Raw genomic sequence first — 22,231 nt, forward strand, 5'->3', positions numbered from 1 at the left:
TTAACACAAATCCACCTTCCTCATTTCTCAATAAAAAGCATATAAAAAGACGCCCCTTGAATATTCAAAGGACGTCTCATCTTACTTATCCAGTTTTAAATTTAAACCTTATTTCTCTTCATTATCTTTCTTACGACGTTTACCAAAGAGTAACCAAGCACCTAAACCTGCGAACAATGTACCGAATAATGTTTTCTTCACATCATCTTGACCTGTATCAGGCAAGTCTTTATCTTTAGCAGTTTGTGTCTTATCTGCTTTCGTTGGTTGTTTAGCTTCAGCATCTGACTTAGCTGGTACCTCTTGTTCACTTTCAGTCGTTACTGTTGTTCCATCACTATCTTCATGTACAGATGGTACGTTAGGTTGTGTTACTCCATCTTTATCTTCAGATGGTACTGTAACTTCTGGTTGTGTCGGTTGTGATGGTGTTGTTGGTTGTTCTGGCGTCTCTGGTGTACTTGGCGTTGTTGGTTGTTCTGGTTGAGTTGGTTCGTTTGGCACCTCTGTTCCAGGTACTTCTGGTGTGCCTGGCTGAGTTGGATTCTCAGGCTGCTCTGGTGTTTCAGGTGTCTCTGGAACTTCAGGTGTTGGTTTCTCTGGATTTTCAGGTTCTTGTGGAACTTCTGGGTCCGGTGTGCCTGGGTCTTCAGGTTGTTCTGGTTCCTCTGGTGTTGTACCTGGATCCTCAGGGTCCACTGGTACTGTGCCAGTTCCTCTTTCAACAATTCTATCTACTTTTTCAGTCAGCGTGATTGTTGTTGTATCTGGGTTAATGAGTTCACCTGTTTTCGGATCTACGCCGTAAACTGTTGTCGTTTGTGTTTGACCTGTTTTACCTGGCTGCACTTCGTATTCTGTTCCAGCTGGTAAGTTCGGGTTATCTTGATAGATTGTGTCAAATGGGATATCTGTCGTTGTGACCACTTTTGTGCCGACACTGATAACTCTGTCTTTCGGCAGGTTATTCGGGTCATTCGGATCTCCTGGTGTACCTTCCTCAATCACTTGTGTCTCGCCGACTGGCAAGTCAGGATTTGGACGGTACGTTGTAGATGGTGCGACAGGTCCATATTCAATAATTCGGTCAACTGGCGGCGTTGTGACAGATTCTGTGGTTGTTGGATTCAATAATGCGCCTGTTGTTTTGTCCACTTCGTACGTTGTCGTCGTTGTTGTGATACCGTTTTGACCTTCTTGTGCAACGTGGTTGACTGTACCGATTGGTAAATCAGGATTATATCTGATAATTGTTTCATAAGGTATTGGTGTAGTTGTTTGTTCAACGTTATTCACACCTACCACTTCATTGACCGGTGGTGTTGTAATTTCTGATGTCGCAGGTTGTCCTGGCACTTTCGTTGTTGTTTCAATACCTGGTTGTCCTTCTGTTATCACTGTCTGTGTACCAATAGGTTGTGATGGGTTCGGATTCGCTTCGTATGAAGTTGACGGTGGGATTTCTGTTGTTGTCGTTGCGGTTGTACCGACTCCGATTTCAATTACTCTATTTTGTACTGGTGTCACAGTTGTTGTGATAGTAGATGGATTTTCAAGTGCACCTGTTTCTGGGTTGATAGTATACGTCGTTGTTGTTTCAGTTTGACCCGTGATACCAGCTTGTACTTCATTTTGAGTGCCTTGCGGTAAATTAGGATTTTCTTGATAAATCGTCTCGAATGGTACGTCATTCGTTGTCGTTTGTGTTGTACCTTTTGCGATAATTTGTGGTGTCGGTGCTGTCGTATCAGTTGTCGTTGTCGGATTAATTAATGCACCTGTCGTTGGATCCACTTCGTACGTTGTTGTCGTAGTCGTCGTTCCATTTTGACCCGGTGTTACGACACTTTCATAACCGATAGGCTCATCTGAACTGATATATTGCGTATCATATGGAACTGATGTTGAATCAGTAGCCACATTACCTACATAAACCACTGTGTTTGTCGGTGGATTATCTGAGTCATTCGGGTCGCCCGGCTGACCTTCCACTGTTCTTGTTTCACCTGCTGGTAATGTCGGATCCGGCTGGTAAACCACTTGACCTTCAGCTGGTCCATATTCCACAATGCGTTGAACTGGGTTGGTTGTTTCAGTTGTCGTTGTTGGATTAATCAACGTTCCTGTTTGTGTGTCAACTTCATATGTTGTTGTCGTTGTTGTTGTACCGTTTTGTCCTACTTGTGCAACATGGTCTGTTGTGCCGACTGGCAGATTCGGATTGTATCTGACAATCGTATCATACGGAATCGTTTCTGTTGTTTCTTCTACGTTGTTGACACCGATAACCTCATTCACTGCTGGTGTTGTTACTTCTGTTACCGCTTCTTGCCCCGGCTCTTTCGTTGTTGTAGATTCACCTGGTTGTCCTTCTGTAATCACTGTTTGTGTACCGATTGGTTGTGATACATCTGGATTGGCTTCATACGAAGTTTGCGGCGCAATCGGTGTTGTCGTAGATGTTGTTGTACCACTGCCGACTTCAATAATTCGGTCTTGTTTCGCAATATCAGTAGTTGTCACTTCTGTTGGGTTTTCCAACGCACCTGTTTGTGGGTTCAACGTATACGTCACAGTCGTTGTCGTTTGACCTGTAACACCTGCTTGCAACTCATTTTGTGTACCTTGAGGCAAGTTAGGGTTCTCGATATACACTGTTTCGTATGGTACATCGTTCGTTGATGTTTGTGTTGTACCTTTTTCCACAATTTGTGTAACAGGCGGTGTCTTGATTGATGTCACTTCTGGATTAATCAATGTACCTGTTGATGGGTCTACTTGATAAATCGTTGTTGTTGTCACTATACCGTCTTGACCTGGTGTCGTGATATTTTCATAACCTACCGGTTGAGATGTCGGTACATATTGCGTGTCATACGCAACTGGTGTTGTATCTGTTGTCATGTTACCGACTTTTACAACTGTCTCTGTTGGTGGATTATTTGGATCATTCGGGTCACCCGGTGTACCTGTAACAGTTACTGTTTCACCATATGGCACGCTTGAATCTGGTTGGTAAACCACGCCGCCTTCTACTGGTCCATATTCAACAATACGTTGTACTGGATTTGTCGTTTGTGTTTCAGTCTGAGGATTCATTAACGCACCTGTTTGACTGTCTACCTCATACGTTGTTGTCGTTGTTGTCATACCCTCTTGACCTTCTTGCGCAACATAATCTGTTGTGCCGACTGGTAAATCTGGGTTGTAACGGATAATTGTTTCATACGGAATCGTTTGCGTTGTTGTATCTACATTGTCTACACCAATAACTTCATTAACCGCTGGTGTCGTGATTTCTGTTACCGCTTCTTGTCCAGGCGCTTTCGTTGTCGTTGACTCGCCTGGCACGCCTGGTGTTACCACTTGTGTATCCCCTGTACCTGCATCTGGGTCAGGATTTGCGACGTACGTAGTCTCTGCCGGAATTTCTGTTGTTGTCGTTGATGTTGTGCCAACACCCACTTCAATAATCAAATCTTGTTTCTCTACTAACACTTGATCTGTTGATAATGGATTTTCTAACTCGCCTGTTTGCGGATTAACCGTATACGTTACTGTCGTTTGCGTTTGTCCTGCGATACCTTCTTGAAGTACATTTTCTGTACCTTGAGGTAGATTAGGATTTTCTTGGTAAACCAAATTATAAGGAACATCAGCTGTTGTGACTTGCGTCGTACCTTTTTCAATCACTTCATCAACCGCCGGTGTTGATGTCGTTGTGATTTGCGGATTACTTAAAGCACCTGTTGAAGGATTGACGCTATACGTTGTTGTTGTCGTTTCTGTACCTGTTTGACCCGGTGTTTGTACATTCGTATAAGTCGTTGGTGCATCTACACCTACATATTTCGTTTCATACGGTACTTGCGTTGTTTCAGTTGTTGTATTGCCGACTTTCACAACTGTATCTGTTGGTAGATTATCTGGGTCGTTTGGATCTCCAGGTGTTCCTGGTGTTGTAGATGTTTGACCTGCAGGCAACGTTGTATCTGGTTGGTAAATGATACCGCCTTCCACCGGTCCATATTCTACAATGCGATTCACCGCATCCACCGTTGTCGTTTGTGTTTGTGGATTCGTTAATGCACCTGTTTGATTGTCTACCTCATACGTTGTTGTAGTAGTCGTTGTACCGTTTGTACCTTCTTGAGCAACATAATTTGTAGTACCTACAGGAAGACTTGGGTTATAACGTACGATTGTTTCGTACGGGATTGTTGTTTCTGTACGTTCTACGTTATTGACACCAATAATTTCATTCACTGCAGGAATAGTTGTTTCCGTAACCGCTTCTTGACCTGGCGCTTTCGTTGTCGTTGACTCGCCTGCTTGTCCAGGTACTGTCACAGTTTGTGTTCCGACAGGTTGTGTATAATCTGGATTAGCTTCGTATGACGTTGTCGGCGCAATCGGTGTCGTCGTTGTTGTCGTTACCCCTGTACCAACTTCAATAATACGATTCATTGCTTCTTGTGTTGTCACTGTTGTTGAAACCGGGTTTTCCAAAGCACCTGTTTCAGCATTGAGTGAATAAACTGTCGTTGTTTGTGTTTGACCAACTGAACCTTCTTGTAGCACATTTTGTGCACCTTCAGGTAAATTAGGATTTTCTACATAAACTGTTTCATATGGGACATCGCTTGTTGTGACTTGTGTCGTACCTTTTTCAACAACTTGTGTTACAGCTGGTGTCGTATTCGTCGTCACTGCTGGATTACTTAATGCACCTGTCGTTGGATCGACATCATACACAGTTGTCGTTGTAGATGTACCATCTTGACCTGCGACCTTCACATTTTCATAGCCTACTGGTTCTGTTGTTGGAATGTATTGTGTCTCGTATGGCAATGCATCCGTTGTTGTAACTTGATTACCGACTTTCACTACCGTTTCTGTAGGCAAGTTGTTCATATCATTCGGATCACCTGGTGTACCTGGAATAGTTTCTGTTTCACCATATGGCAGATTCGCATCTGGTTGATACACAATCGTTCCTTCAACTGGACCATATTCTACAATTTTATTGACAGGTGCTGTTGTATTTTCCGTTACTTGTGGATTAGACAATGTACCTGTTGTACTGTCTACATCATATGTCGTTGTCGTGGTTGTCGTACCGTCTTGACCTTCTTGTACCACTTGGTTCACTGTGCCGACTGGCAAATCTGGATTATAGCGGATGATGGTTTCGTACGGAATTGTTTGTGTTGTCGTATCCACATTATCGACACCAATGACTTCATCAACAGCTGGTGTTGTAGTTTCAGTCACAGGATCTTGACCTGGCGCTTTCGTCGTTGTCGATTCTCCTGGCTCGCCTGGTGTGATGACTGTTTGATCACCTGTACCTGGGTCTGCATCTGGATTTGCGACATAATTCGTCTTAGGTTCAATCACATCCGTTGTTGTCACAGTTGTGCCGACACCTACTTCAATAATGCGCGTTTGTGCACCAGACAGAATCGTTGTTTCTGACGTTGGATTTTCTAACGCACCTGTTTGACCGTTCACTTGATATGTCGTTGTTGTTTGTGACGTTCCGATAATACCTGCTTGAATTTCATTTTGTGTACCTTCAGGTAAATCTGGGTTTTCTCTATAAACAGTGTCATAAGGAATATCTGTATTCACAACTTGTACTGTGCCTTTTTCAATTACTTCTGTTGTAGAAGGTGTTGTCGTTGTTGTGGTTACTGGACTTTCAAGTGCACCCGTTTCTGGGTTCACAGTATACGTTGTCGTCGTTGTTTCAGTCCCATTTTGACCTGCTGTTTGAACATTAGTATACGTTGTCGGTTCACTTACACCTACATATTGCGTGTTATAAGGAACTGGGCTTGTTTCTGTTGTCACATTACCTACTTTTACCACAGTATCCGTCGGCAGATTATTTGGATCGTTCGGATCTCCTGTTTGACCTGGTACTGTACTTGTTTGACCAGCTGGCAATGTCGGATCCGCTTGATATGTTGTACCGCCAGCGACTGGTCCATATTCTACAATTTGGTTCACTGGATTAATTGTTGTTGTTTGCGTTGTCGGATTAGACAATGCCCCTGTATTCGGGTCAACTTCATACGTTGTCGTTGAAACAGTTGAACCGTTTTGACCTGTTTGCGCCACATAATCTGTTGTGCCGACTGGCAGATTCGGATTATAACGCATAATCGTTTCATAAGGTATATCCGTTTCTGTTTGTGTCACATTATTTACACCAATGACTTCATTAACAGGTTGCGTTGTTGTTTCAGTAACCGCTGGTTGACCTGGTGCTTTCGTTGTTGTTGATTCACCTGGTACACCTTCAGTAATTACAGTTTGTTCACCGATTGATTGCGCTATATCAGGGTTCGCTGTGTAGCTTGTTGTTGGTGCGATTGGTGTTGTTGTTTGTGTAGTGACACCTGTACCGACTTCAATAATACGGTTTTGTACTTCTTGTGTTGTTACTGTATTTGAAGTTGGATTTTCTAACGCACCTGTTTGCGCATTCACTGTATACGTTGTCGTTGTTTCAGTTTGACCTGCCACGCCTGCTTGAATTTCATTTTGTGTACCTGCAGGTAAGTCTGGATTTTCTCTATAAATCGTTTCGTAATTGACTTCGTTAGTCTCAACTTTTGTTGTACCGATTTCCACGACTTGTGCAGTAGCTGGTGTTGATGTTGTTGTGACTTGTGGATTCGTCAATTCGCCAGTTTCTGGATTCACATCGTACGTTGTTGTCGTTGTTTCGGTACCATTTTGACCTGTTGTTGCGATATTTTCATAACCCACAGGTTGGTTCACACCGACATATTGTGTTTCAAACGGAACATCTGATGTGCTTGTATCTACATTATCGACACCTACGACTTGGTCTACTGCTGGAATGGTTTCTGTCACAGGTGTTTGACCTGGTTCAGTTGTTGTCGTTGTTGAGCCTGCTTGTCCTGGCGTAAGAACAGTCGTACCGCCGACACCTGCATCATTATCTGAATCTGCAACATAGATTGTTTTCGGTGGCAATTCTGTCACTTCAGTTGTTGTGACACCTGTACCACGTTCGATAATACGATCTTGTTTTTCGACTTGTGTTGTTGTTACAGACACTGGATTTTCAAGTGCGCCTGTTGTCGAATTTACAGTATACGTTGTTGTGATTTCTTCTTGTCCCACAATACCTGGTTGGACTTCGTTTTCAGTTCCTACTGGCAAGTTCGGATTATCAACATATGTTGTGTTGAATGGAATATCATTCGTTGTTACTTGTTTCGTACCGATTTCAATCACTTGAGCCACTGGTTGTTCTGTTGTTGTAGAAGTTTCTGGATAAATCAATGCGCCTGTATTCGGATCGACTTGATACGTTGTTGTTGTCGTCGTTGTGCCATTTTGACCTGATGTCGCCACATTTTCATAGCCGATTGGTTGATCTACAGCTACATATTGCGTATCAAATGGAATAGTTTCTGTCGTTGTGTCTACATTATCGACACCGATTACTTCATTAACAGGCGGCGTTGTTGTTTCAGTGACCGCTGGTTGACCTGGTGCTTTCGTTGTTGTCGATTCACCTGGTACCCCTTCAGTAATCACCGTCGTGTTACCCACACCTGCATCAGGATTTGGCGCTGCTTCATACGTTGTTGTCGGCGGAATGACTGTGGTATCTGTTACCGTCACGCCTGTGCCGACTTCTACAATACGATCTTGTTTGTCAGTTAACGTTACTGTATTCGCAACTGGATTGTACAGCTCTCCTGTTTCTGGATTCACACTATAAGTTGTCGTCGTTTGAGTCTGTCCGATGACACCTGCTTGAAGTTCATTTTGTGTGCCTTCCGCAAGGTCTGGATTCTCTCTGTAAATTGTTGTATAAGGAACTTCAGCCGTAGTCACTTGTTGTGTTCCGATTTCCACAACTTCTGTCACAGATTCTGTCGTTTGATTAACTGATGTCGGGTTACTTAAGACGCCCGTATTCGGGTCGACTTGATACGTTGTTGTTGTAGTTGTTGAGCCATCGACACCTGTTGTTGCGACATTTTTATAATCTGTCGGTTGTGCTACTGCCACATAAGTTACATCGTGCGGCAAGATAGTTGTTGCGGTATCGACATTCCCTACTTTAACAACAGTATCTGTCGGTAAGTTATTCGGATCGTTCGGGTCACCTGGAACACCTTCAGTAGTTGTTTGTTGACCTACAGGCAAGCTAGGGTCTGGTTGATAAATTACTTCTCCTGCCACCGGACCATATTCAATAATACGATCAACTGGCGCAGTTTCTGTGGTATTTATCGCAGGATTTAATAATGCGCCTGTGTCTGGATCAACTTCATACGTTGTCGTTGTTGTTGTAAGACCGTTTTGACCTTCTTGCGCTACTGAATTCGTTGTACCTACTGGCAAGTTTGGATTATAACGTTCAACCGTGTTATACGGAATATCTTGTTGTACGACATCCACATTATCTACGCCGATGACTTGAGTCACAGGTTCTGTTGTCGTCGTAGTGACCGCTTCTTGTCCAGGTTCTTTCACTGTCGTTGATACACCAGATTGACCTTGTGTAATAATCGTTTGATCGCCGACACCCGGGTCATTGTCTGGATTTGCTTGATACGTTGTATCAGGTGGAATCGGTGTTGTCGTAGACGTTGTCACACCAGTACCCACTTCAATAATACGGTCTTGTTTCTCAACTAATGTCGTTGTATTTTCGACTGGACTTTCTAGCGCACCTGTTTGTGCATTCACTGTGTATGTCGTTGTTGTTTGTGTTTGACCTGTAATACCTGTTTGAATTTCATTTTGTGTGCCTTGTGACAAGTCTGCATTCTCAACATAAATTGTATTATAGGCAACATCTTCAGTTGTAGTTTGAACTGTTCCTTTTTCAACCACTTGTGTGACTGGCGCAATTGTTTGAACCGCAGTCACTGGGTTCGATAACGTACCTGTATTTGGATCCACTTGATATGTTGTTGTCGTAATTGTTGTACCATCTTGACCTTGTGTTTGAACGTTTGTGTAATCCGTCGACTGACTGACACCTACATACGTTGTTTCATAAGGTTGTGTTGTCACATCCGTTTGAACATTACCCACTTTGACAATTGTATCTGTCGGTAAGTTATTCGGATCATTTGGATCTCCTGGAGTACCTTCAATGGTATTAGTTTGATTGTAAGGTACATTACTGTCTGGTTGATACACAACATTGCCTGCGACAGGACCATATTCCACAATCTGACTCACCGGTTCTGTTGTATTTGTTTCTACTTGTGGATTCAATAATTGACCTGTTGTCGGGTCTACTTCGTAAGTCGTTGTCGTTGTTGTGACACCATCTTGACCTTGTTGAACGACTACGTTTGTGCTGCCTGTCGGCAAGTTCGGATTATAGCGTGTAATCGTGTCATAAGCTGTCGTGCTCGTTGTCGTATCTACGTTATCTACGCCAATCACTTCATTCACCGGCTCTGTAGTTGTTGTCGTTACTGCTTCTTGACCTGGTTCTTTGACCGTTGTCGCAACACCTTCTTGACCAGGCACTAAGATAACTTGGTCTCCTGTGCCAGGGTCTGCATCAGGATTTGCTTGATATGTTGTTGTCGGTAAAATCGGTGATGTTGTAGACGTCGTTACACCTGTACCTACTTCAATGATTTGATCTTGTTTATAAATCGTAGTCATTGTGTCAGATGTCGGACTTTCTAATGCGCCTGTTTCTGGATTCACTGTATACGTTGTTGTTGTTTGCGTTTGACCTACCACACCTTGTTGTACAACATTTTGCGTACCTTGCGGTAAATCTGGATTTTCTCTGTAAATTGTCTCATACGGTACATCCGCTGTTGTTGTTTGAATCGTACCTTTTTCAACGACTTGTGTAATCGGTCCAACTGTTTGAACTGAAGTAACTGGATTTGATAGTGCACCTGTATAAGGGTCCACTGTATACGTCGTTGTCGTCGCTGTTGAACCTTCTTGTCCTTCTGTTCTGACATTTGTATAATCTGTCGGTTGACTCACACCTACATATTGCGTGTCATAAGGTAATGCAGCTAACTCATGTGTTGTATTACCTACATTGATAATCGTGTTTGTAGGTAGATTATTCGGGTCATTCGGATCGCCTGGTGTACCTTCAATCGTCGTTGTTTCATTATATGGCAGGTTCGGGTCTGCTTGATAAATCGTTTCTCCAGCAACCGGACCATATTCAATAATTTGTGTCACAGGTTGTGTTGTCGTTGTTGATACTTGTGGGTTAGACAATTGTCCAGTTGTTGTATTAACATCATACGTTGTCGTTGTTGTCGTCACACCGTCTTGACCTTGTTGTGCCACCACATCTGTACTGCCTACTGGCAAGTTCGGGTTATAACGCGTTTCAGTTTGATAAGGAATTGGTGTCGTTGTTGTATCCACGTTATCCACACCGATGACTTCATTGACAGGTTGTGTTGTGATTTCAGTCACAGGATCTTGACCTGGTTCTTTTGTAGTTGTCGTTTCACCTGCTTGTCCAGGCGTTATGACTGTGTAATCACCTGTTCCTGCATCCGGATTAGGATTCGCTTCGTAAACTGTTGTCGGCGCAATCGAATCTGTTGTCACAACAGTTGTGCCTGTACCGACTTCAATAATACGGTCTTGTTTTTGAATCGTTGTCGCATCCATTGATGTCGGATTCTCTAATGCGCCTGTTTCAGGATTCACTGTATACGTTGTTGTCGTTGTTGTTTCGCCAATCACACCTGGTTGAATTTCATTTTGAACGCCTACAGGTAAATTCGCATTTTCTTGATAAATCGTGTCATATTGTACTGGTGTTGTCGCAACTTGAACTGTTCCTTTTTCTACTATTTCTGTCACAGGCTGAGTTGTTTGTGTAGAAATAGATGGATTAATCAATGTGCCCGTATTTGGATCCACTTCATAAGTTGTCGTCGTTGTTGTGAGACCTGTTTGTCCTGCTGTTTGTACATTTGTATAATCTACAGGCTGATTCACACCGACATATTGCGTGTCATACGGCAATGTTTCATTTGTAGTATTGATGTTTCCTACATACACAATTGTATCTGTCGGCAAATTATTTGGATCATTCGGGTCTCCAGGTGTACCTGGTACTGTATTGGTTTGATTGTATGGCAAGTTCGGGTCTACTTGATAAATCGTATTACCTGCGACTGGTCCATATTCTACAATACGCGGTGTTGCTGGAGATACTTCTTCGGTTGTTACTGGATTAGATAACGCACCTGTTGTTGGGTCAACTTCATATGTTTTGATTGTAGCTGCGGTACCATCTTGACCTTCTTGAACGACAACGTTTTGTGAACCTACAGGTAATGTTGGGTTATAACGTGTAATCGTTTCATATGGAATCGGTGCTGTCGCTGAATCAACGTTATCTACGCCGATGACTTCATTAACAGCTGGTGTTGTTGTCGTTGTGACCGCTTCTTGACCTGGCTCTTTCACTGTTGTTGCGACACCATCTTGTCCTTCAACTACCACAATTTGATCACCTGTACCTGAATCTTTATCAGGGTTCGCTTGGTAAACCGTTGTCGCTGGAATTGGTGTCGTTGTAACTGAAGTCGTACCAGTTCCTACTTCAATAATACGGTCTTGTTCTTGTACCAATGTGTCTGTATTTGAAACTGGGCTTTCTAACTCCCCTGTTGAACTGTTGATTGTATACGTTGTTGTCGTTTGTGTTTGACCTACGATACCTTCTTGCAGCACATTTTCTGTACCTTGAGGTAAATCAGGATTTTCTCTATAAACTGTTTCATAAGGCACTTCAGCTGTTGTCACTTGAACTGTACCTTTTTCAATCATACGATTTTCTGCAGGTACTGTTTCAGTATTAGTTTGCGGATTAATTAATTCGCCTGTCTCAGGATTAACCTCATACGTTGTTGTCGTTGTTGTTGAACCATCGCTGCCTTCAGCCACAACATTTCTATACGTCGTCGGTTCATTTACACCAATGTATTCCGTACTATGAATAATCGGTGTTGTAGCTGTGCTGACATTACCCACATACACAATTGTATCCGTCGGCAAATTATTCGGATCGTTCGGATCTCCAGGTGTTCCCGGTACTGTAGTTGTTTGACCTGCAGGTTGATTTGGATCAGCTTGATAAACTGTATCGCCTGCGACTGGTCCGTATTCATAGACTTGATCGACTGGATTAATTGTATTTGTCACTGTTTGCGGATTAGATAACGCACCTGTTGTCGCATCTACATCGTATGTCGTTGTTGTCGTTGTCGAACCATTTTGACCATCTTGAACTAACGTATTCGGTGTGCCCACTGCTAAATCTGGGTTATAGCGATAAACCGTGTTATACGCGATCGGTGTTACATTAGTATCTACATTATCTACGCTGATGACTTCATCAACAGGTTGTGTTGTCGTTGTTGTAACCGCTTCTTGGCCCGGTTCTTTTACTGTTGTTGCAACACCGTCTTGGCCTTGTGTCACAACCGTTTGGTCTCCAACTCTTGCATCAGAATCTGGATTAGCGACATAAGTCGTACCTGATGGAATCGGTGAAGTTGTTGACGTTGTCACACCAGAGCCCACTTCAATAATTTGATCTTGTTTTTGCGTTAATGTCGTTGTTGATGTTGTTGGACTTTCCAGTGCACCTGTTGTCTGGTTCACTGTATAAGTCGTAGTTGTTTGCGTTTGACCTGTTACCCCTTGTTGTACAACGTTTTGCGTATCTTGAGGTAAATCAGGATTTTCTACATAAACTGTGTTATATGCGATATCTTCTGTCGTAACTTGTACAGTTCCTTTTTCAATGACTTGTGTTACAGGTTGAACCGTCGATGTCGTAGTTACTGGATTAGATAATTGACCTGTTGCTGGGTCGACTGTATAAGTTGTTGTCGTTGTTGTTGAACCTGCTTGGCCTTGTGTACGTACATTTGTGTAATCTGTTGGTTGATTTACACCGACATATTGTGTGCTGTAAGGAATAGTTGTTGTTGTCGCTTGTACATTATTCACACCTACAACTTCATTTGTTGGTTGTTGTGTAACGTTCACAATAGTATCTTTACCTGGTTCAGTCGTTACAGTTTGAGAACCTGGCACACCTTCCACCACAATCGTTTCATTACCAAGTGGTTGTGTCGGGTCTGAAACAGCTTGATAACTTGTGCTTGGTTCAATTGTTTCTACTGTTGTTTGTGCTGGTACTGCTTCAGGGTTGACTGAGTTATTACTGATTAATACAATTCTTTGAATCGTATTTAAGTTTAAAGTACTTAAGTCTTTACTACTTGTGCCTGATGGTGTTGAACTGGCACTTGTAGATTCTGCTGTATTATAAGTAGGTGTCCCCGTGGAGAAACCTTTTTGTGCAGCTTGTAAATCCACAACGTCTGACCAAACTGTATCTGCATCTGCGCTTTGGTTTGGATCACTGAAGTGTGTCGCATTCCAAGTTTTAACAATATATGACCCATTCCACTGCATATAGCCTGGTGAGTTCGGATCCATATAAATTAAATTCGGTTTACTGCCGTTTGTACTTTGACCACTTGTGACGATACTGTTCTTTTGGAAGTTAATATAGTTCGCATTATCAAAGATAAATTGACGGTTTTGGCTCGTACCGCCTAAAGGAATAGATAAAACTTCCGCATAATAATCTCGGTTATCTGTACGTAAATCTAATGTCGCATTATCTTTCACCCATAATAATGCGCTTTGTGTACCTGTCGCATTAATATTGACTAAGTCATTATAAGCGCCGACTTGCGTCTTAGTATCTGGGTTCCATTGATGGTTTTTCGCGTCTAAGAATAATGTCGCATACTCATCAATTAAAATTTGAGAGTTGCCATCTAATCCAATAATATTGTTGTTTGAGTAATCACCAACACGGTGACCGTCAGAATACGCGATGAATTTAGAGTATTGGCCGACTTCGAAAGTACTGCCTGTACCCATATCTACAATGTTACCGTTACCTTTTTGACTGATATTGATTGTAGAATTCGCACCTGTATACAATGTGCCGTCATTCGCAAAGTCAAAGATATTTTGTCCGGTAATATTTAACGTCGAACCATCACCGATTAATACCGAACCACCGTTCCCTACTTGGAACGCAGTTGTGCCATTCGTTGTGCCCCATGGGTTCGTCGGCGAAACGTTCATTGTAATATTTGAATTCGTACCTGTCGTAATTACACCGCCGTCAACGACTTGTAATGCATTACCTAAACCAGTGCGTGTAATATTAACTGTCGCATCTGGCGCAATATTGATATTCTTCGCACCGATGTTAGAACGGTTTATAGCACTGTCATTACTGATTGAACTGAAGTTGCCGCTAATATTAACAGTCACGTTTTGGTTTGTCAGTGTACTACTTACTAAGTTGCTGCCAGTATGTTTGACGTTATTGAACGAGATGGTGTTGTTAGTTGTCGTACTTGCGCCGAAGTTTACTAAACCACCCGTATTGCCTGTTGTAATATTCATGTTTTGATACGTCATATTCCAACTGCCGGATGTTGCTGGGGCGTTAATTATATTCGTACCTGTATTTAATGTATATCCGCCACCATCAATCGTCACAGAACGTCCTGTAGATGTTTGAAGTGTAGGTGTACTAGTGCCGGTAATATTACCAGTCAATTGAATATTAGAAACGGTTTTATCGTTTAATGCCGCTATAAATTGGTCCCACGTACTAACTTGTGTCGCAGGTGCTGGTGCTGCATATGCTGAGAATGCCATCATACGGAACATTGGTGAAATACTTGTTGAACTTGATGTTGTTGATGATTGTGTAGATGTCGTTAATGGTAATTCTCCGACTGGATCACTGCCAGGCGCACTAGATGTATTTAATAAATAAGAAGTTAATAAAGCATCTGCGATTTCTTCATCTGTCGCAGTATTCGCATCTACTGCCATCCCATCTACCACTTGTTGTGCTGCTTCAGGTGATAAATTTTCTTCAGTCGCTAAATAATCTGTTAAAGCGCTTTCCTTATCAGCACTACTATCTAATGTTTGTGATAAATCTTGAGATAATGTCGGTGTTGGTGATTCAATTGATGAAATTGTTGTGTCATTTGTTGAATTTGGCGTAGAAGTATCATTAGCTGTATTGTTTGTAGTATTACTGTCAGTTGTTGATGGTGCATCTGTTGTACCTGATGAAGTATCTGGTGCTGCTGCATCTGAATTAGATGTATCATTTGACGGTGTCGTTTGAGTTTCTGATGAAGTATCTTTTGATGGTGCAGGTGCGTCTGTTGAAGGTGTTGTCTCGGTATCAGGGGTACTTTCTGTTTGAGGTGATTCACTTGATGATGGTTGTGAAGGCGCAGGTGTTTCTGAAGGTGTTTGTGTTGAAGATTCTTGATTAGCAGGTGCTGGTTCTTGTTCTGTAGTTGTATCTGGTGCTGGCGCAGTATCGGTTGTTGGCGCAGACGTCTCACCAGATGGCGTGGATGTCGCAGGTGTTTCTGTTGTTTCAGTCGTATTTTGAGTTGGTTCTTGTGGTGTAGCGGTATCAACTTGTGGTGTTGTTTCTGTGGTATTCGTTGTTGTTTCTGTCGTATTTGTTTGTGTTTCTTGTGTCGGTGTAGTCTCTGTAGTTGAATCAGTTGTTGAAGTGTCGCCACTTCCTGACGAGCTGCTTGAGCTGCTGCCTGATGAATCAGATGTGCTGTTTTCAGCTGCTCTCGCTTCATCATTTACTCCTAAAATCAACATTGTTCCTAATAGAATCGAAGCAGTTCCAACGGTAAATTTGCGTATGGAATACTTATTACGTCTATTCGGAAGAAAATCTAATTTTTTCATAGAAAAAATTCCTCCTCGTTTTCTCCAAACCTTTGTTTCACTTGTTCAACATTTAGTTTCGTTTAAAAATTGTTAATTGAGTTAATTATACTGAAATTTCAAGAAGTGTCTATAACTATTTTCAAATATGTCGAAAGTTTCACACTTTTTTATATTGGAAAATATTTTTAACATGAAATTTAATTTTGTACACTTCCCCATTACACTTCACTTATCCCTATATATCAAAACTTAAACATCTATAATGTTGTATCATCATATGGCGACAAACTGACTTTCTAAAAGTATATAAAAAAGAAGCCTTCCACTATTTGAAGACTCCTTTTAAAAAGTAAATTATTGAACTGTTCCTGCATCTTTATCATGTTTACCATGTACATAATAATCCATATATTCTGGTTTCATTGGATCATTACCTAAAATAATATCTGCCGCTTTTTCAGCAATCATTAAGACAGGGGCATGAATGTTTCCGTTTGTAGTTGTAGGCATAACTGAAGCGTCTACAACACGTAAGTTTTCCATGCCATGTACTTTCATCGTTAATGGATCTACTACTGCCATTGGATCTGAAGCAGGCCCCATTTTCGCACTACATGATGGATGCAATGCTGTTTCAGCGTCACGACGTACCCAATCTAAAATTTCTTCGTCTGTTTGAACTTCTGGTCCTGGAGAGATTTCTCCATCGTTATATGGCGCAAGTGCAGGTTGAGATAAGATGTTACGCGCAACACGAATAGCTTCTACCCATTCACGTTTATCTTCTTCTGTTGAAAGATAGTTGAACACAAAGTCAGGATGTTCAAATGGATCTTTCGATTTAATCTTCAAGCTGCCGCGAGAGTTAGAATACATTGGTCCAACGTGTACTTGGAAACCATGTTTTGTTTCTGCTTTCTCTCCGTCATAACGTACCGCTAATGGTAAGAAGTGGAACATCAAGTTTGGATATTTCACTTCATCGTTTGAACTTACGAATCCGCCACCTTCAAAGTGGTTCGTTGCGGCTGGGCCTGTACGACTGAAAATCCATTGTAAACCGATAAACGGCATTTTCAATGGGTTTAAACTTGGTTGTTCTGAGACAGGTTGAGATGCTGCGTGTTGAATGTATACTTCTAAATGGTCTTCAAAGTTTTCACCGACACCAGGTAAATGGATGCGTGGTTCAATACCTAATGATTTCAAGTGTTCAGAATCACCGATACCTGATAATTGAAGTAATTGCGGTGTATTGAATGCCCCGCCTGATAAGATAACTTCTTTTGCGGTAACCGTATGCAATTTGCCGTTACGTTTAAATGTCACACCTGTGACTTTATTACCTTCGAAGTTTAACTTTGTCACAAAGGCACGTGTTTTCACATGTAAGTTTTTACGTTTCATTACTGGATGTAAGTAAGCACGTGAAGCTGACACACGACGACCATTATGAACTTGGCTATCGAATGGTCCGAAACCTTCTTGTCGGAAACCGTTCACGTCAGGTGTTTTATTGTAGCCTGCTTGTACACCTGCATCAAAGAACGCTTGGAACAATGGGTTCTTCGCTGGTCCACGCTTTAATTTAATCGGACCATGGTGACCACGGTATTCATCATCTTGTTCTGCACCGAATGTTGTTTCTAAACGTTTGAAGTAAGGTAAGCAATGTGCATAATCCCATGTTTCCATACCTTTAGGTGAACCCCATTTTTCATAGTCCATTGGGTTACCACGTTGATAAATCATACCGTTGATTGAACTTGAACCGCCAAGTACTTTACCACGAGCATGTGCAACTTGACGTCCACCCATATGTGGTTCGTTGTTTGTTGCGTAAATCCAATCGTAGAAACGATTACCTGATGGATACATTAACGCTGCTGGCATTTGAATAAATAAATCCCAGAAATAGTCACTGCGTCCTGCCTCTAATACCAATACTTCATTATTCTTGTCTACACTTAAACGATTACCTAAAACTGAACCGGCACTGCCCCCGCCGATAATAATATAATCATAATCATAAGATTTACTCATTTATGTCTTCCTCCTATAGATAATGGTTATTCCTTATTTATCTCGATTTGTCCAAAAAGAGAGCGAGAACAGAGAGGCGAAAGTAATTTCACCTGTATTCTCGCTTTATTTAAAATGCATTAGCCTTTAAACCAATTTACTGGTTCTGGATGATAGTTCGTTAAAATGTGTTTAGAAACTAAGTACTCTTCTAAACCTTCTTTACCTAATTCACGACCGATACCTGATTGTTTATATCCGCCCCAAGGTGCTTGTGCAAAGTATGGGTGGAAGTCATTGATCCATACTGTACCCATACGTAATCGGCTAGCGACACGTTGTGCTTTACCAATGTCTTTAGAGAACACTGCACCTGCTAAACCATAAATCGAATCGTTCGCTAAACGAATCGCATCTGCTTCATCTTCAAACCCTTCAACTGTCACAACAGGTCCGAATACTTCTTCTTGTACGATACGCATTGACGTATCACAATCCGTAATCACTGTCGGTTCAAAGAAGAAACCGTCTTTCAAGTCGTCACGTTCAGGACGTTTACCGCCTGTCGCAATCGTTGCGCCTTCTTCTTTCGCAACATCCATATAACCTTCAACTTTAGCTAAATGTTCCTCTGAAATTAATGGACCGACTTCTGTATCATCATCAAAGCCATTACCTAGACGAATGTTTTTCACGCGTTTAATTAACGCTTCTTCAAACTTATCTTTAATAGAGTTTTGAACAATGATACGTGAACCTGCTGAACATACTTGACCGGCATGGAAATAACCGCCATTTAACGCTTGATCCACTGCTAAATCAAAATCAGCATCTTCAAAAATGACATTAGGATTTTTACCGCCAAGTTCTAATGCGACGTTTGTCACATGGTTAGCTGCTTGTTTCATAATGTGTTTACCAGTTTGAATACCACCTGTAAATGACACTAAGTCTACTTCTGGTGAACCTGATAACACATCACCCACAACTGAACCGGCACCTAATACTAAGTTAATAACACCTTTAGGGAAACCGACTTCTTCCATTAATTCGAATACACGAATAGTTGTCAGTGGTGTGATTTCACTAGGTTTCATCACTAATGAACAACCTGTAGCTAAGGCTGGCGCAATTTTCCATGATGCTTGAAGTAAAGGATAGTTCCAAGGTGTGATTTGTGTCACTACACCGACAGGCTCTTTCACAACTTTACTTTCTGTTCCTGGAATTGGTGAATTAATCATTTCACCGCCGTCTTTATCAGCTAACCCCGCAAAATACATAAAGACGTTATGGATATCATCCATATCTGCAAGTGATTCTTCATACGTTTTACCAGTATCTAACGTTTCTAATTTCGCAAGTTCTTCGCGATTTTCTTTAATTCTATCAGCAATCGCTCTGACTTTTTGTCCTTTGACTTCACTTGTTTCATTCGCATAGTCACCTTGATCAAAAGCACGTCTTGCTGCTTTCACTGCACGTTCTGCATCTTCAGCTGCCGCTTCTGATACTTCGAATATAACTTCTTGATTATAAGGATTAATTATTTCACGTGTGGCTTGGTTCGCACTGTCTATCCACTCACCATCAATATATTGTTGATGAGATAAACGCTTTACAAGTTCCATCATTTAGACCCCCGTTAACTTTGTTAAATTTTTATTTAACGAATTTTACAAAGTTTATGTTAGCATGAATAAAGAGAAAGTGTCAAACTCACTTTTTATATAACACGCTGCATAGCAAGTTAAAGATAATCCTGTACTTTGATATACTATTCATGATTCAACATTGGACGAATACGGGAAATAACTCTAAAATGAATATAAATGTAGTGGACGGAGGTTTAAGTATGACAAGTTCAAATCAACATGAACAAGCCATCGAAGAAGCTAAGGATTTAGTGATCAACGCGATTGGCGAAACAATGGATTTGTACGGCATTAATCGTAGTGTCGGCAACCTTTACGGGACTATGGTATTTGAAGATAATATGACCTTGGATCAAATGCGCGAGAAGCTGCAGATGAGTAAGCCAAGCATGAGTACAGGTGTGAAACGTCTCCAAGAATATGATTTAGTCAAACAACAATTTACACGTGGCAGCCGCAAACAACACTTTGTTGCTGAGAAAGACTTCTTCGTGTTCTTCAGACATTTCTTCGATGTAAAATTCAGTCGTGAAATCAACGTCAATATGGACTCTCTTGATGAGGCAGAACAAATTATTCAACAGGTTCTAGAATCAGATGATGTTGACGAAGCAATTTATGAATACGCACAACGCGTCAATGCACAACTCGAACATTCTCGTGTCTATTACGAATGGCTCTCTCAAATCAACGAAGCTATCCGTACTGGCGAAATCTTTAAATATTTCCCTATTCCTGACCCGAAAGATGTCTAACACACTTTCCATACCTTATTTCGGTATAAAAATGGCACGCACTCCAAATTTGGAATGCGTGCCATTTTTTGTTTTTACTTCATTCATTTTCTATTTTTAATATTAATGCTACTTATACATCATTAAGATCTTTGTGCGTGTTGTTCCTCTTCTCGTTCCTCTGCAATTTGATTGATTTTCAAGGAACGGTGTTCAGCTTCTCGTAATCGTGCTGCACGTAATTGTAATTTAACACGGTCTCTAGATAAAGTGATAATAAACGATATCATCATAAAGACGAATATCACAATAAGCGGCACACTGGCGAGAATTGAAGCTGTCTTCAGAACATCTAGCGCACGTTGACCACCGACTAACATTAATGAGAATGGTAATAAACATAACGCAAATGCCCAGAATAAACGATTCGCACGTAATGGTTCACCAATTACTTTCTTTTGAGATGCTGAAGCAAGAATATATGAACCTGAGTCGAACGTTGTTGCTAGGAATAAGAATGCTGAAATCAAGAACAGCACCACAATAATGTTATGGAATGGTAATTGATGAATGACTTCAATAATAGCCGCTTCCGTACCATGTGCATTCAAGAATGATACAACATCGAATTGATGTGTAATTTGAAGATACACTGCATAGTTACCGAAGATACCAAAGAATAAGACGCAACCCAATGTACCGTAAATAATCGTACCTAAGATGACTTCTTTTAATGTACGACCTTTAGAAATACGCGCGATAAAGAGTCCGATAAATGGCGCATAAACAATCCACCATGACCAATAGAAAATTGTCCATTGTTGTGGGAAGTTTGTTTCTTTACGTCCATCAATACCACCAAACGGTTCTAACCATGTAGCCATTTGGAAGAAATTCTTTAACATATTTCCAAAACCAGTGACTGTTGTTTCCATGATGAATACTGTGGGTCCAACGATAAAGACAAATCCTAATAGAATAAATGACAACCACACGTTGACGTCACTTAAACGTTGGATCCCTTTTTTCAAGCCTGTATAAGAGCTGACTGCGAAGATAACCGTAATCGTAATTAAAATCGCTGAACGTAACACCATACTATGTCCGTCAATGCCTGTTAAACGTTCAATCCCAGCTGAAATCATTGGTACACCTAAACCAAGTGAAGTCGCTGCACCGCCAAGTAAACCGAAGATAAATAAGATATCGACAATTTTACCTGGTAATTTTTCAGTTTGTCCTTTTAAAATCGGTCGACAAGCCTGACTGATTTTATAAACGGGTTTCTTCTTCACGAAAACTAAGTAGCCGATTGGTAAAGCTGGCAAGACATAAATTGCCCAAGCAATTGGACCCCAGTGGAACATGCCATACATTGTGGCATATTCTAAGGCAGCATCTGTCATACCTTTCTCACCATGCGGCGGTACTTGGAAATAGAAAGCCCATTCAATAACGCCCCAGTATAAAATATCTGAACCGATACCGGCACAGAAGAGCATCGCTGCCCAAGTAAAGTTACCGAATTCCGGTTTATCACTTGCTCTCCCCAGAGTTACGTTTCCGTATTTGCCGAATGCTATGTACAGTACGAAACCTAACACAATTAAGCCCAGTGATAAATAAACTGCACCTAGTGAATTGGATACTGCTTCGTTAATGTCAGTGATTACTGTTTGACTCGCCTTAGGAAATGCCATCATCGGAATGACAGCAATTAATAAAATAGCGACAGTACCATAAAACGTTGTCCAGTCCATAATTTGGGACTTTTTAGCTTTGTTTTGCTTTTTAGCTTTTTGCAATGTTTTTGTACTCCCTATATTGATTAATTGTCGTTGAAAGCATAAAAATCGAAAGCTACTTCTCTTTTTATTTTTCCAACTCCCCATTTCTTATGTTACATAAAGACATTAACGAATTATTTATAATAATGCAAATTCATACAGAAAAATATGTTGGTAAAAATGAATAAATATATATTTC

Annotated in this window: 5 protein-coding genes; 1 reads left to right on the forward strand and 4 read right to left on the reverse strand. The window is 41.2% G+C overall.

The annotated features are described in order from the left end of the window. Positions 1-108: 108 nt before the first annotated feature. From BU038_RS04820 to betB, 3 genes are all read right to left on the reverse strand, one after another. Positions 109-15,852: a G5 domain-containing protein gene (locus tag BU038_RS04820; RefSeq protein WP_107605071.1), complete on the reverse strand. Its 15,744-nt coding sequence runs from the start codon at positions 15,850-15,852 to the stop codon at positions 109-111. Between the two features lie 336 nt (positions 15,853-16,188). Beyond that, on the reverse strand, positions 16,189-17,877 hold the full coding sequence (gene betA / locus BU038_RS04825; RefSeq protein WP_107605072.1) for a choline dehydrogenase: 1,689 nt from the start codon (positions 17,875-17,877) through the stop codon (positions 16,189-16,191). Positions 17,878-17,996: 119 nt separating this feature from the next. Further along, the gene (gene betB, locus BU038_RS04830; protein WP_107605073.1) at positions 17,997-19,487 is read right to left on the reverse strand and encodes a betaine-aldehyde dehydrogenase; all 1,491 of its coding nucleotides are present in this window, start codon (positions 19,485-19,487) and stop codon (positions 17,997-17,999) included. Between the two features lie 224 nt (positions 19,488-19,711). On the opposite strand from betB, the gene cudC reads away from it, so the two are divergent. Beyond that, positions 19,712-20,266 carry a choline uptake/conversion transcriptional regulator CudC gene (gene cudC / locus BU038_RS04835; RefSeq protein WP_107605074.1) on the forward strand — a complete coding sequence of 185 codons (555 nt, stop codon included), beginning with the start codon at positions 19,712-19,714 and terminating at the stop codon, positions 20,264-20,266. Between the two features lie 122 nt (positions 20,267-20,388). Here the strand turns inward: cudC and BU038_RS04840 are convergent, their stop codons facing one another. Continuing rightward, entirely contained in the window at positions 20,389-22,005 is a 1,617-nt protein-coding gene (locus tag BU038_RS04840) for a BCCT family transporter (protein WP_107605075.1), read from the reverse strand. Between the last annotated feature and the right edge of the window lie 226 nt (positions 22,006-22,231).

This window comes from Staphylococcus simulans, from assembly GCF_003043455.1.
Taxonomy (GTDB): Bacteria; Bacillota; Bacilli; order Staphylococcales; family Staphylococcaceae; genus Staphylococcus; species Staphylococcus simulans_A.